This window comes from Novilysobacter longmucuonensis (assembly GCF_046600735.1).
Taxonomy (GTDB): domain Bacteria; phylum Pseudomonadota; class Gammaproteobacteria; order Xanthomonadales; family Xanthomonadaceae; genus Novilysobacter_A; species Novilysobacter_A longmucuonensis.
The window spans coordinates 32,649-46,066 of the sequence record NZ_JBJMAW010000008.1 but is presented as its reverse complement, the minus strand read 5'-3'; the positions used below and the strand labels follow the sequence as shown (position 1 = coordinate 46,066).

Sequence of the window (13,418 nt, the reverse complement as noted above, 5' to 3'; positions counted from 1 at the left end):
CGTGCATCGCAACGATGCGTGTGTTGCATAAACACGTCACAAAAATCGTGCGGCGTGGCGCGATGCGGCGCCAGCGTACAGACCGCACCGAGATCCACGCTGAATGGAAGAAATCGCCCGCCCCGGACGTATTGATAGATGAAGGCCCCGGAAACCGACCCGCCCATGCACCAACGACTGTGCGAGCTGCTGCCGCGGATGCGGCGATTCGCGCGCAGCCTGACCGGCCATCCGCAGGACGCGGACGACGTGGTGCAGACCGCGATCGAGCGTGCACTGGCACGCGCGTCGCAGTGGCGGCCCGACCAGGCACTGGAGCCGTGGCTGTTCGGCATCGTGCGCAATGCCTGGCTCGATGAGGTGCGTGCCCGCCAGCGGCGTGGACGGGTATTCGCCCCGGAAGAGGAGGGCGAGGCCGTGGGCCATGATGGTGTGGATGCGCACGCGGTGGTGCTGTCGGTGGAGGCGGCGATGGTGCGATTGCCGGAGGAACAGAGGGCCGCTGTGGCGCTGGTGCTGGTCGAGGGGCTGTCCTACAAGGAGGCCGCCGCGGCGCTGGAGGTGCCGATCGGCACCGTGACCAGCCGCCTCGCACGCGGCCGCGAGGCACTGCAGCGCATGCTGGGAGATGACCGGGAATGAAGAAGGTGTCCGAACCGATGTTGCACGCCTATGTCGACGGCGAACTCGATGCCGACGGCGCGGCCGTGGTCGAGCAGGCGATGCGCGAGGATCCGGCGGTCGCCGCGAAGGTCGCCGCCGAGCGCGCCTTGCGCGAGCGACTGCGTCAGGCGTTCGCGCCCGTGCTGGACGAACCGCTGCCGGGGCGCCTTCTGGCTGCGACCCATGCGACCGCAACTGCGCAGGACGCCGGCACCGTGCTGCCGCTGCAGGCGGCGCGGGACGCACGCGCCGCACGGCGTGGCTGGCGCTGGCCCGAATGGACCGCGCTGGCCGCGTCGCTCGCCCTGGGCGTGCTGGCCGCGCCGTGGCTGCGGCCGGACGGCCCGGCGGCGCTGCTGGAGATGTCCGGCGAAGGCGTGGTGGCCGGCGCCGAGCTCGCCCAGGCACTCGATAGCCGCCTGTCCAGCGCTGGCCCGGCCGCGGGGCCGGTGGCAGTCGGCCTGAGCTTCCGCGCGCAGGACGGCGACTACTGCCGCACGTTCGTATTGGAGCGGCCGCAGGCGGTCGCCGGCCTTGCCTGCCGCGAGGGCGATGGCTGGCGCGTGAGGGCACTGGGCGAGGCGACGGCGGCCGGCGGTGAACTGCGGCTGGCCTCCACCACGCTGCCGCCGGCGATCCTGGCCGAGGTCGACGCACGCCTGGACGGCGAACCGCTGGACGGCGCCGGCGAACGCGCCGCACGCGATGCAGGCTGGCGCTAGCAGGCGACGCCGTCGCGGAAAGTCGGGTAGCCAGATTTCGAAGGTGCGCGGCGCCCGCGAAAGCGAAGCCGGGCGGCCGCGCGGCTACCAGATCAGATCGTCGGGCACCTGGAACTGCTTGTAGAAGTCATCGTCCTCCCCCTTGTCCGGCGCGGCCGTATCCTCGGTACGGCCGTGGTCGAGCACGATCGCCGCGGCGTCGCGCGCGCGGATCTTGTCCGCGGCCGCACGCGGCAGCAGCTCGTAGCCGTCACCGTGGCGGGCGATCACCAGCGCGCCGCTGGCCAGTTGCGTGCGCAGCGACTCGGTTACCAACACGCTCCTGATCCTGCCCTGGTCGGGGAAACGGTAGGCGATCTCGCCCTCGCGCCCGACCTTGTTGGTTTCGATGAGCTGGCGCACCTGCGCGCGTTGCTCGTGGAGCCGGGCCTGTGCATTGCGCTCGGCCGAGAGTGCGCGATCGCGCTCGGCCCGTTGCGCCTGCAACTGCTGCGTATCGACCTGCTCGACCGGGGCTGGCGGCGGCGCCTTGCCCTTGCGCTGCCGCGCCTGCTCGCGGGCCAGTTCGGCGGCCTGGCTCTTCTTGATCAGCCCCGCCTTGAGGAGTTGTTCCTGCAGGGGATTTCGCATGGCGGCATCGGGCGTGGCATCGCGGGATCGCGATCCGTGATTGTAGAACCGCCGCTCGATGCGCTCCAGTTGCAGCGTGAACCGGTAGGAGCGGCGTGAGCCGCGATCATGCCAGCCATCGGAGTAGCGAATCGCGACTCACGTCGCTCCTACCTGGGCGGTGTTGATGATTGGCCCGGCTCGGAGTGGGCGGGACGCGTGCCTGCGCGCAAGGACAAGGGCCGCCGGTGGCGGGCAGTGCAGAAGCGATCTGGGCAAAGCGGCGTAGGGCACGATCGAAAGACCACCCGCGGCAGTGGCAACGCGCTGTTGCGCTATCCCTGCGTTCAGCCGCCTGCCGCATTGCTATTCTGCTGCGCCCGCACCGTCTGTCGCGCCGGAGAATCCCGATGCCCGTCCATCCGCCGTTTTCGCCACTGCAGGTGGATCAGGCGGTCCTGCGGGTGCGCGATGCCGCGGCTGCCGTGCCCTGTGTCCCCGCCACCGGCGCCGCACGATGAGCGGCACGCCGGTCTCGCAGGGACACTCGGGGTTGTCGATCCGCCGGCTGGCACTGCTGCTGGGCGGGCTGGCGATGTTCGGGCCGTTCTCGATCGACACGATCTTTCCGGCGTTTCCGCAGATGGGCGCGCAGCTGGGTGCCGACAAGCTGGCGATGCAGCAGACGATCAGCGTCTACCTGGTCGCCTATGCGCTGATGAGCATCGTGCACGGGCCGCTGTCGGACGCGATCGGGCGGCGACGGGTGATCCTGGGCGGCTTGTCGGTGTTCACGCTGGCCTCGGTCGGCTGCGCGCTGGCGACCGAGCTGAGCACGCTGCTGGTGTTCCGTGCGCTGCAGGGGCTGTCGGCCGGCGTCGGCTTGATCGTGGGACGCGCGGTGATCCGCGACGTGCTGCACGGGGACGATGCACAGCGCCTGATGAGCCAAGTGTCGATGATCTTCGGCATCGCGCCGGCGATCGCGCCGATCATCGGCGGCTGGATCCTGGGCTGGAGCCGCTGGCCGGCGATCTTCTGGTTCCTGGTGGCGTTCTCACTGGTGCTGCTGGTAGCGACTTGGCGGATGCTGCCGGAGACCCACCCGCCGTCGGCGCGAGCCCGGGTGTCGCCGCGCAGGCTGCTGCGCGACTACGTCGCGATCGCGTTCAACCCGCGGTTCCAGCGGTTGGCCGCGGCCGGTGCGTTCAACTTCGGTGCGCTGTTTTTGTATATCGCCTCGGCACCGGCGTTCGTCCTGGACCTGCTGCGGCGCGACGGCCAGCGGCTGGGGGAGGGTGATTTCGCCTGGTTTTTCGTGCCGATGATCAGCGGGATGATGCTGGGCGCGTACCTGTCGGGGCGGGCGGCCGGACGCATGACCGGCACGCGGCTGGCCAACCTGGGCTTTGTCTGCTGCGGGCTGGCGGCGTTGAGCAACGTGGCCTACAACCTGCTGGTGGCGGTGCCGGCGGTGCCTTGGGCGATCCTGCCGCTGGCGTTCAACGCGTTCGGGATCGCGCTGGTGTTCCCGATCCTGACTCTGGCGATCCTCGACATGTACCCGCGCCAGCGTGGCTCGGCGTCGTCCTTGCAGGCGTTTACCGGGCTGGTGCTGCACTCGCTGACCGCCGGGGTGATCTCGCCGCTGCTGAGCGACGATGCACTGCACCTGGCACTGGGCGCGGCGCTGTTCACCCTGCTGGGCTGGTTGTTCTGGCGCTGGGAGTCGGGCGCATCGCGCTCGATGGAGGCGCGCAACCGGGAAGCGGCCTCGGTGCCGGGGGAGTCGATCTAAGGGCAAGCGGCCTCCTGAAGCCGTAGGGGCGGCTTCAGCCGCGATCGGGGCCGAAGTCTGGCCAAGAGCATTTGACGCGGATCAGAGCGAAAAAGAACGGATCAAGGCAGGTAAAGCACCTGATATCCAGAAGCTTTATCCGCAATTCTTTGCTTTGATCCGTGTCGATGCTTTTGTCGTCAATCAAGAGCTCGCGGCTGAAGCCGCTCCTACGGAAGCGGGGTTGTGGTGGGAGGACCAAGGGTCCTGGCGGTATGCCGCGCGCAGCAGTTCGTGGAAATGGTGCACGGCGTTCTCGCGCAGCGGGTTGAGCCGGCCGGGCCGGTAGGAGCCCGAAGCGAGCCCGCGTTGCACGTCCTCGCAGATGGTCAGGTCCTCCAGCTGGACCTCGTCGCTGAAGGCGAGGTCGGCCTCGCGCCGGGCGCCGGCCGTATCGGCATCGCCATCAAGGGCGTAGTAGAAGTCGAACTCGACCCGGCAACGGTCCACCCCCAGCGGCACCACGCGGTTGGTCTGCAGGCGGCCCGGCAGGATGTTGAGCATCGTGTTGGGCCACAGCCAGTAGTACAGCGCGTCGCCGTCGCCGTACAGCTCGCCCGCGCTTTCCAGCGCGCTCCACTGGTAGGAGTACCAGTGGGCGGTCTCGGTGACGTAGCTGCGGTAGTCGAGCAGCGCGTTTAGGCCGGGGTGGATGTGCGGGACGTGGTAGCCCTCCAGGTAGTTGTCGACGTAGACCTTCCAGTTGCAGGCGACGTCGTAGCCGACCCGGCGATGGTGGCCGTAGTGCGCGAGCCCGCGGGCGCTGCCGATGCGCGCGTTGATGCCGGCCACCAATGCCTCGAATGCCATCGCCGGTTCGGCCACCGCGGCGAACACCAGCCCCTGCCAGACATGCACCCGCAACTGCGGCAGGCGTACCGCGCCGACATCGAAATCCTCCGCCTGCCCCATCTCCGGGGCCGAGCGCAGCACGCCGTCCAGGCCGTAGGTCCAGCCGTGGTAGCGGCAGCGCAGCGACCTGGCCGCCAGACCGTCGCAGCTGGCGATCGGGCCGGCGCGGTGGCGGCAGACATTGTGGAACACGCGGATATCACCCGGGCCGCCCGCCTCATCGGCGCCGCGCACCGCGATCACCGGCAATCCCGCGAAGTCGGACACGACGTGATCGCCGGGGTTGCGCAGCTGGCACACGTGCGCGAGCAGCTGCCAGCCGCGGTCCAGCACCACGCGGCGGTCGATCGCGGCCATCTCCGGCTCAACGTAGAACCGCGCCGGCAACGCGGTCGCGTGCGAGAGCGGTTGGGGTGCGAGATCGGCGCTGGGAGGCTGGATGGTGATGGGCATGGTGGAAGTTTAGGGGTATCGGGGGGCGTGGCTCTACACACGCAATGGCCGGCCTGCTGTCGTGGCCGGACAGAGCGAATCTCCCCCCCCAGCCCCTCTTTTTCAAAGAGGGGAGCAAAGCCGCGAGGCCGCTTCAAAGCAAGCGTCCCCTTTGAAAAAAGCGGAAAACAAGCTCCCTCCTTTGGAAAAGGGTGAAGCAACGCGCTTGCGAACCGCAGGTTCCCGCGTTGATGAACGCCCGAAAAGGCTATGCCTGAGGGCCGGGCGGGTTGGGGGGATGTGCTCCTGCTTTCTGCTCCCTCTGCCAAGAGAGGGCACCAGCTCAGCCCGGTGATTTCCCGGCCAGCGGCAGCTCCAGGATCAGCTCGATGGTGTCGCCGTCGGGGGCGTGCGCGCGCAATTGGCCGTCGTGTGCCTCCGCGATCGCGCGCGCGACCAGCAGGCCCAGCCCGAGCCCCTCGTCCAGCGGCTCGGGCAGCGGTTCCTCGAGCAGGATCCCGGCTTGGTCGCGGGCCTGATAGGGGCAATCGAGGCGCCGCCGCAGGCGGACGCGGCCAAGGCCGCCGGGTTCGACCTCGACCTGGGCCGGCGCTTGCTCGCCGCGCTTGAAGCGGAAGCCGAGCACCGTGCGCAGCAGCTGCCCGAGCCGGAGCGCGTCGCCGTTCAACTGCGACGCCTCGGTGCCCGGTGCGAACCGGACCTGCGGCGCCGCACCGCCAAGGCGCGGGGCGATCTCGTCGAGCAGCATCGCCACCTCGATATCCTCGCGCCGCGAGATCAGCCGGCCCTGCTCGGCGCGGACCCAGTCGCCGATCTCATCGATCATGCCGCCCAGACGGCGGGTCTGGCGGTCGACGATGTCGAGCAGCTCGGTGCGCTCGGGCGGCTCGACGCGGTCGTCGCGCAACAGGAACACCGCGGTCTGCATCGGCGACAGCGGTCCGCGCAGGTCGTGCGCAAGCCGGTTCATCCAGGCGGTGCGGGGGCGGCTCACGCGTCGTCGGTCTCGGCCTTGCGCGTGCGCCCGCCGCGGCTGCAGATGCGGCGGATCGATTCGAACTGCGGCGGCTTGACCAGGTGCTCGTCGAAGCCCGCCTCGCGGGTGCGGCGGCGATCCTCGGGCTGGCCCCAGCCGGTCACCGCGATGATCTCCAGCGCATTGCCGTCCTCGCGCTGGCGCAGGCTGGAGGCGATGTCATAGCCGCTGCGGCCGGGCATGCCGACGTCCAGGAACAGTAGGTCGGGTGCGAAACGCTCGATCTCGTCCTCCACTGCCATCGGGTCGTAGATCTGCGCGACCTCGTGGCCGAGCAGCCGGATCATCATCGCCAGGGTGTCGGCGGCGTCGCGGTTGTCGTCCACCACCAGCACGCGCGTGGGGTCGGCGGGCACGGCGGCGTCGGTTGGGGGCTCGGCCATGGCGCCATTGTCCGCGCAATTGGATGGGGATTTCGAATCCGGTTCGCTCGACGCTTCCCCCGAGGTCCCCGCCGGCAGCCCCGGCGGGGCCGACGCGGCCGCCGCGCCGACCGGCAGCCGTACGCTGAAGATGCAACCCTGGCCGAGCCCGGCGCTGTGCACCGCGACCCGGCCGCCGTGCATCTCGGCGAGCTTCTGCACCAGGGTCAAGCCGATGCCGAGGCCGCCGCGGCTGCGCTCGACCGTGCTGTCGACCTGGCTGAACAGGCCGAACACCGCCTCCAGCTGCTCCGGCGCCAGACCGATGCCGGTGTCGCTGATGCGCACCAGCACCTGATCGTCGTCGACCAGCTCGGCCGCCAATTCGATCCGGCCGCCCGGATCGGAATATTTGGCCGCGTTGTTGAGCAGGTTGGCGAACACCTGCGACAGGCGCATGCGGTCGGCCAGCAGCGCGACCGGCCGGTCCGGCAGGCGCAGGCTGAAGTCATGCCCGCCGGCATCGAGCAGCGGCCGGGCGATTTCCACCGCCGCATGCAGCACGTCCTCCAGCGAGGTCGATTCGCGCCGCAGCGCGAGCTTGTTCTGGGTAATGCGGGCGATGTCGAGCAGGTCGTCGATCAGCCGCACCAGCAGCGCCAGCTGCCGCTCCATCGTGCTCTGCAGCGGGCCGGGCGGTTCGCCCAGCTCGAGCCGGCGGATCGCCAGCGCGTTCTGCAGCGGCGCCAGCGGGTTGCGCAGTTCGTGGGCGAGGGTGGCGAGGAACTCGTTCTTGCGCTGGTCGGCATCGCGCAGCAGTCGCTCGGCGCGCGAGCGCTCGCTGATCTCGACCTGCAGCTCGGTGTTGCGCGCCGCCAGCGCATCGTTGGCCACGCGCAGCGATTCGTTGAGTGCCTCCAGCTCGCGTGCCTTCTCGCGCTGCAGGGCCTGGTTGTCGGCCGCCAGGCTGGTGTTGAGCGACTGCAGCTCGCTGCGCTTGCGGTGCAGCTCGGCCAGCACCTCGACCTTGCTGCGCAGGACCTCCGGGATCACCGGCACCGTCACGTAGTCGACCGCGCCGAGCTTGTAGCCGCGCAGCCGGTCCATGTCGGTGACGTTGACCGCGGTCACGAAGATGATCGGGGTCTTCTCGAAGCGCGGGTGCTGGTGGATCAGGCTGGCGGTCTCGAAGCCATCCATGCCGGGCATGTTGACGTCGAGCAGGATCAGCGCGAACTCGTCATCCATCAGTCGCTTGAGTGCTTCCATACCCGAGCTGGCCTCGACCAGCTGCTCGCCCAGGGGCTCCAGGATCGCGCGGTAGGTCAGCAGCCGGCCCGGCTGGTCGTCGACCAGCAGGATCTTGACCGGCTCGCTGGCCAGTGCGTGGGCCATCTTGCGGGCGGTGGCGGTGGAGGTGGACGGCGATGGCATCAGCGATGCAGCCACTGGCGTAGCACCCCGAGCAACTGGTCGGTGACCACGGGCTTGGCGAGGTAGTCGGACGCGCCGGCCTCCAGGCACTTCTCGCGGTCGCCTTTCATCGCCTTGGCCGTCAGCGCGACGATCGGCAGGGCGCGCGAGTCGGGCTTGGAGCGGATCTCGCGCATCGTGTCGTAACCGTCCATGCCCGGCATCATGATGTCCATCAGCACCAGCGCAATGTCCTCGTCGTTGGCGACCATCTCGATCGCATCCTGGCCGTTGCCGGCGGTGATGACCTCCATGCCGTGGCGCTCCAGCACGCTGGACAGCGCGAAGATGTTGCGCACGTCGTCATCGACCACCAGCACGCGCTTGTCCTGCAGCGCCTCGTCGGATGCGTGCAGGCGCTCGACCATGCGCTGCTTGCCCGGCGGCAGGTCGGCGATGACCCGGTGCAGGAACAGCGCAGTCTCATCGAGCAGGCGTTCGGGCGATTCCACACCCTTGATAACGACGCTCTTGGCGACTTTCTTGAGGCGCAGGTCCTCCTCGGCGCTGAGGTCCTTGCCAGTGAACACCACGATCGGCAACTCATGCAGGCTCGGCTGCGCCTGGATGCGGTCGAGCAGCTCGAAGCCGCTCATGTCGGGCAGGTGCAGGTCGACCACCGCGCAGTCGTAGCGGGTCGCGTCCAGCGCAACCAGGGCCTCGGTACCGGTGCCGACGGTGTCGATGGCGAGGTCGTCGTGCCGGATCAGCTCCTCGATGCTCATGCGCTCGTTGGCGTCGTCCTCCACGATCAGCAGGCGCTTGACCCGCGGCAGGGTGTAGTCCTTGATTCGCTGCAGCGCCGCATCGATGGTCTCGGTGCTGGCCGGCTTGGCCAGGTAGGCGAACGCGCCGCGCTCGATGCTCTGCTGGCGCTCCTCCTCCACGGTGACGATCTGCACCGGGATGTGTCGCGTCGCCGAATCCTGCTTGAGCCGCGCCAGTACGGTCCAGCCCAGCATGTCGGGCAGGACGATATCCAGCGAGATGGCGGTCGGTTTGTAGTCGCGCACCAGCCGCAGCGCCTCAGTGCCGGTGTTGGCGACCAGCACGCGGAAGCCCTGCGAACGGCCGTGGTCGCGCAGCACGCTGGCGTAGCGCGCATCGTCCTCGACCACCATCAGGATCGGCTCGCCCGGCGCGAGCAGGTCGCGGTCGTCGGCCACGCGCTCCAGGGCATGCTCCAGCACGCGCACTGGCGGCTCCTGGGTGCTGCTGGTCTGCGCCATCGCCTGCGCCGCGCGCGCGCTGTGGGCGCGGTCGGCACCGACGTAGTTCAGCGGCAGGTACAGGATGAAGGTGCTGCCTTCGCCGACGGTGCTGTGCAGGCGCAGCTCGCCGCCGAGCAGGCCGGCGATCTCGCGACTGATCGCCAGGCCCAGGCCGGTGCCGCCGAACTTGCGCGAGGTGCCGGCGTCGGCCTGCTGGAACGCCTCGAACACGATCTTCTGCTTCTCCGGCGAGATGCCGATGCCGGTGTCAGTGACCTCGAAGGCCACCACGGTCTGGGCGTGGTCGAGTACGTCATGGCCCTCGCTCCAGCCGCTGCTGACCTTGCGCGCCCGCAGCCGCACGCTGCCTTGCTCGGTGAACTTGAAGGCGTTGGACAGCAGGTTCTTGAGGATCTGCTGCAGGCGCTTGGGGTCGGTGTGCAGGGCGGTGCCGAGCTCGGGCTCGATGTCCAGCGAGAACTCCAGGTGGCGGCGCTCGGCCTCGTGGCGGAAGCCGCGCCCCAGGTTTTCGCGCAGGTGCTCGAAGGACAGGTCCTCGCTGTCGACGGTGACCGTGCCCGACTCGATCTTGGACAGGTCCAGGATGTCGCTGATCAGGTGCAGCAGGTCGGTGCCGGCGGCATGGATGGTCTTGGCGAACTCCACCTGGCGCGGGTTGAGGTTGGTCTCATGGTTCTCCGCCAGCTGCTGGCCCAGGATCAGGATGCTGTTGAGCGGCGTGCGCAGCTCGTGCGACATGTTGGCGAGGAACTCGGACTTGTAGCGCGAGGTCAGCGCCAGTTCCGCGGCCTTTTCCTCCAGCGCGCGGCGGGCGTGTTCGATCTGCTGGTTCTTCTGCTCGACCTCGGCTTTCTGTTCGGCCAGCAGCGCCGCCTTCAGCGCGATGTCCTCGTTGGTCTGCTGCAGCTCGTTCTGCTGCGACTGCAATTCGCCGGCCAGCTGCTGCGATTGCGCCAGCAGGCGCTCGGTGCGCATGGTCGACTCGATCGTGTTGAGCACGATGCCGATGCTGCCCGAGAGCTGCTCCAGGAACGCGCGCTGGGAGCGGGTGAACTCCGACAGCGAGGCCAGCTCGAGCACCGCCTTGACCTGGTCCTCGAATAGCACCGGCAGCACGATCACGCTGCGCGGCACCGCGCTGAGCAGGCCGGACTCGATCTGCACCGAGGCGGCCTGATTGCCGGCGGATTGCTCGCCGTTGTCCGGGAACGCCAGCGCCGCGCTGTGCGCCGGCGCGTTGTCGATCAGGATCAGCTGGCCCTGCGCGGCGCACTGGCCGATCAGGCCCTCGCCGAACTGCAGCGTGCGCGGCGCGGTCGGCGAACTGGCGGAGTCGGCGTAGCCGGCGAGCTGGCGCAGGTGTGGCCGGCGCCGGCCGTCCTCGGTCTCGACCACGTACATCACGCCCTGCTGTGCGTTGACCAGCGGCGCCAGTTCCGACAGCAGCATGCGGCCGAGCGTGATCAGGTCGCGCTGGCCCTGCATCATGCCGCTGAACTTGGCCAGGTTGGTCTTGAGCCAGTCCTGCTCGCTGCTGCTCTCGGTGGTGGCACGCAGGGTGCCGATCATCGCGTTGATGTTGTTCTTGAGATCGGCGACCTCGCCGCGCACGTCGACCTGGATCGAGCGGGTCAGATCGCCCTGGGTCACCGCGGTGGCGACCTCGGCGATCGCGCGCACCTGGGTGGTCAGGTTGTCGGCCAACTGGTTGACGTTGGCGGTGAGGTTTTCCCAGATGCCGGCGGTGCCGGGCACCTTGGCCTGGCCGCCGAGGCGGCCCTCCACGCCGACCTCGCGCGCCACGGTGGTGACCTGGTCGGCGAAGATCGCCAGCGTGTCGGTCATGCCGTTGATGGTCTCGGCCAGTTCGGCGATCTCGCCCTTGGCCTCCACGGTGAGCTTCTGGTCCAGGTCGCCGGTGGCCACCGCGGTCACCACCTTGGCGATGCCGCGCACCTGGGTGGTGAGGTTGGCCGCCATCGAGTTGACGTTGTCGGTGAGGTCCTTCCAGATGCCGGCCACGCCGGGCACCGCCGCCTGGTAACCGAGCTTGCCCTCGGTGCCGACTTCGCGCGCCACCCGGGTGACCTCGGCGGCGAAGCTGTTGAGCTGGTCGACCATCGTGTTGAGGGTGTTCTTGAGCTGCAGGATCTCGCCCTGCGCGTCCACCCCGATCTTGCGCGAGAGGTCGCCCTTGGCCACCGAGGTCGCGACCTCGGCGATGTTGCGCACCTGACTGGTCAGGTTGGAGGCCATCGAGTTGACGTTGTCGGTCAGGTCCTTCCAGGTGCCGGCCACGCCGGGCACGCGCGCCTGGCCGCCGAGCTTGCCTTCGGTGCCGACCTCCTTGGCCACGCGGGTGACCTCGGCGGCGAAGCTGTTGAGCTGGTCGACCATCGTGTTGATGGTGTCCTTGAGCTCGAACATCTCGCCCTTGACGTCAACACCAATTTTGCGCGACAGGTCGCCCTTGGCCACCGCGGTGGTGACCTCGGCGATGTTGCGTACCTGCGCGGTCAGGTTGGACGCCATCGAGTTGACGTTGTCGGTCAGGCCCTTCCAGGTGCCGGCCACGCCGGGCACGATCGCCTGGCCGCCGAGCTTGCCCTCGGTGCCGACTTCCTTGGCCACGCGGGTGACCTCGGAGGCGAAGCCGTTGAGCTGGTCGACCATCGTGTTGATGGTCTCCTTGAGCTGCAGGATCTCGCCCTGGGCATCGACGCCGATCTTGCGCGAGAGGTCGCCCTTGGCCACCGCGGTGGTGACCTCGGCGATGTTGCGTACCTGGCTGGTCAGGTTGGAGGCCATCGCGTTGACCGAGTCGGTCAGGCCGGCCCAGGTGCCGTCGACGCCGGGCACCTGCGCCTGGCCGCCGAGCTTGCCCTCGGTGCCGACCTCGCGCGCCACGCGGGTGACCTCGGCGGCGAAGCTGTTGAGCTGGTCGACCATCGTGTTGATGGTGTTCTTGAGCTCGGACATCTCGCCGCGCACATCCACCGTGATCTTGCGCGAAAGGTCGCCGCGGGCCACCGCGGTGGTGACCTCGGCGATGTTGCGCACCTGGGAGGTCAGGTTGGAGGCCATCGAGTTGACGTGGTCGGTCAGGTCCTTCCAGGTGCCGGCGACATCGGGCACCGCGGCCTGGCCGCCGAGCTTGCCTTCGGTACCGACCTCTCTTGCGACACGCGTGACCTCGGCGGCGAAGCCGTTGAGCTGGTCGACCATCGTGTTGACGGTGTCCTTGAGCTCCAGCATCTCGCCGCGCACGTCCACGGTGATCTTGCGCGACAGGTCGCCCTGCGCGACGGCAATCGTGACCCCGGCGATGTTGCGCACCTGACTGGTCAGGTTGGACGCCATCGCGTTGACCGAGTCGGTCAGGTCCTTCCAGGTGCCGGCCACGCCGGGCACGATCGCCTGGCCGCCGAGCTTGCCGTCGGTGCCGACCTCGCGCGCCACGCGGGTCACCTCCGAGGCGAAGCCGCGCAGCTGGTCGACCATCGTGTTGATGACCTCCTTGAGCTGCAGCATCTCGCCGCGCACGTCGGCGGTGATCTTGCGCGACAGGTCGCCGCTGGCCACGGCAATCGTCACTTCGGAGATGTTGCGCACCTGGGTGGTCAGGTTGGAGGCCATCTGGTTGACCGAGTCGGTCAACTCCTTCCACACACCCGACACGCCCTTGACCTTGGCCTGCCCGCCGAGACGACCATGCGTGCCGACCTCCAGCGCCACGCGCGTGACCTCGGAGCTGAACTCGCTCATCTGGTCGATCATGCGGTTGACGATGGTGGCCGAGCGCAGGAACTCGCCCTGCAGCGGCCGGCCGTCGGCCTCCAGCGGCACGGTGCGGGTTAGATCGCCCTTGGCGACGCCGGCCATCGCCTCGGTGATGGTCTCCACCGGACGCACCAGGTCATCGACCAGGTCATTGACCGACTGCTCCATGTCGGCCCAGGCGCCCTGGCGGTTCCACACCGCGATGCGCTGGCGGGTCTGGCCTTCGCGGCCGACCTTCTGCCCGACCCGCGCCAGCTCGTTGGCCAGGCGGCGGTTGGACAGCACGATCTCGTTGAAGGTCTCGGCGATCTTGCCCTCCACGCCCTCCCAGTGCAGCGGCAGCTGCACCGAGAAGTCACCCTGCCGGGCGGCCTGCATCGCTGCCAGCATCACCTGCAT

General features: G+C 68.9%; 8 protein-coding genes. 3 read left to right on the top strand and 5 right to left on the bottom strand.

What is annotated here, in order from left to right:
- The first annotated feature begins 165 nt into the window (after window positions 1-165).
- Together ACJQWM_RS09305 and ACJQWM_RS09300 are read left to right on the top strand one after the other, a co-directional pair.
- On the top strand, window positions 166-642 hold the full coding sequence (locus tag ACJQWM_RS09305; RefSeq protein ID WP_332704226.1) for an RNA polymerase sigma factor: 477 nt from the start codon (window positions 166-168) through the stop codon (window positions 640-642).
- Window positions 639-1,385, top strand: a complete 747-nt coding sequence (locus ACJQWM_RS09300) for an anti-sigma factor family protein (RefSeq protein ID WP_411306782.1) — start codon at window positions 639-641, stop codon at window positions 1,383-1,385. Before ACJQWM_RS09305 ends, ACJQWM_RS09300 begins: the two co-directional genes overlap by 4 nt.
- Window positions 1,386-1,469: 84 nt before the next feature.
- Here the strand turns inward: ACJQWM_RS09300 and ACJQWM_RS09295 are convergent, their stop codons facing one another.
- Complete coding sequence (locus ACJQWM_RS09295) at window positions 1,470-2,015, bottom strand: DUF2058 domain-containing protein (protein WP_332706772.1); 546 nt, start codon at window positions 2,013-2,015, stop codon at window positions 1,470-1,472.
- Window positions 2,016-2,511: 496 nt separating this feature from the next.
- On the opposite strand from ACJQWM_RS09295, the gene ACJQWM_RS09290 reads away from it, so the two are divergent.
- Window positions 2,512-3,792, top strand: coding sequence for a multidrug effflux MFS transporter (locus tag ACJQWM_RS09290; protein WP_332706769.1), 1,281 nt, complete (start codon window positions 2,512-2,514; stop codon window positions 3,790-3,792).
- A 183-nt stretch (window positions 3,793-3,975) separates the two neighbouring features.
- On the opposite strand, the gene ACJQWM_RS09285 is transcribed toward ACJQWM_RS09290, so the two are convergent.
- The 4 genes from ACJQWM_RS09285 to ACJQWM_RS09270 all read right to left on the bottom strand — a co-directional run bounded on the left by ACJQWM_RS09285 (window position 3,976) and on the right by ACJQWM_RS09270 (window position 13,418).
- Window positions 3,976-5,136 carry an aromatic ring-hydroxylating oxygenase subunit alpha gene (locus tag ACJQWM_RS09285; protein ID WP_332706766.1) on the bottom strand — a complete coding sequence of 387 codons (1,161 nt, stop codon included), beginning with the start codon at window positions 5,134-5,136 and terminating at the stop codon, window positions 3,976-3,978.
- Between the two features lie 322 nt (window positions 5,137-5,458).
- Window positions 5,459-6,130, bottom strand: coding sequence for a sensor histidine kinase (locus ACJQWM_RS09280; RefSeq protein ID WP_332706763.1), 672 nt, complete (start codon window positions 6,128-6,130; stop codon window positions 5,459-5,461).
- Window positions 6,127-7,968, bottom strand: a complete 1,842-nt coding sequence (locus ACJQWM_RS09275; RefSeq protein WP_332706760.1) for a response regulator — start codon at window positions 7,966-7,968, stop codon at window positions 6,127-6,129. The genes ACJQWM_RS09280 and ACJQWM_RS09275 overlap by 4 nt, the downstream gene beginning before the upstream one ends.
- Entirely contained in the window at window positions 7,968-13,418 is a 5,451-nt protein-coding gene (locus ACJQWM_RS09270) for a HAMP domain-containing protein (protein WP_332706756.1), read from the bottom strand. The genes ACJQWM_RS09275 and ACJQWM_RS09270 overlap by 1 nt, the downstream gene beginning before the upstream one ends.

What these genes read in the sequence shown, in the direction of transcription:
- ACJQWM_RS09305 (WP_332704226.1), top strand. Translation starts at nt 166, where the DNA reads ATGCACCAACGACTGTGCGAGCTGCTGCCGCGGATGCGGCGATTCGCG.
- ACJQWM_RS09290 (WP_332706769.1), top strand. Translation starts at nt 2,512, where the DNA reads ATGAGCGGCACGCCGGTCTCGCAGGGACACTCGGGGTTGTCGATCCGC.
- ACJQWM_RS09275 (WP_332706760.1), bottom strand. Translation starts at nt 7,968, where the DNA reads ATGCCATCGCCGTCCACCTCCACCGCCACCGCCCGCAAGATGGCCCAC.
- ACJQWM_RS09300 (WP_411306782.1), top strand. Translation starts at nt 639, where the DNA reads ATGAAGAAGGTGTCCGAACCGATGTTGCACGCCTATGTCGACGGCGAA.
- ACJQWM_RS09270 (WP_332706756.1), bottom strand. Translation starts at nt 13,418, where the DNA reads ATGCAGGTGATGCTGGCAGCGATGCAGGCCGCCCGGCAGGGTGACTTC.
- ACJQWM_RS09285 (WP_332706766.1), bottom strand. Translation starts at nt 5,136, where the DNA reads ATGCCCATCACCATCCAGCCTCCCAGCGCCGATCTCGCACCCCAACCG.
- ACJQWM_RS09295 (WP_332706772.1), bottom strand. Translation starts at nt 2,015, where the DNA reads ATGCGAAATCCCCTGCAGGAACAACTCCTCAAGGCGGGGCTGATCAAG.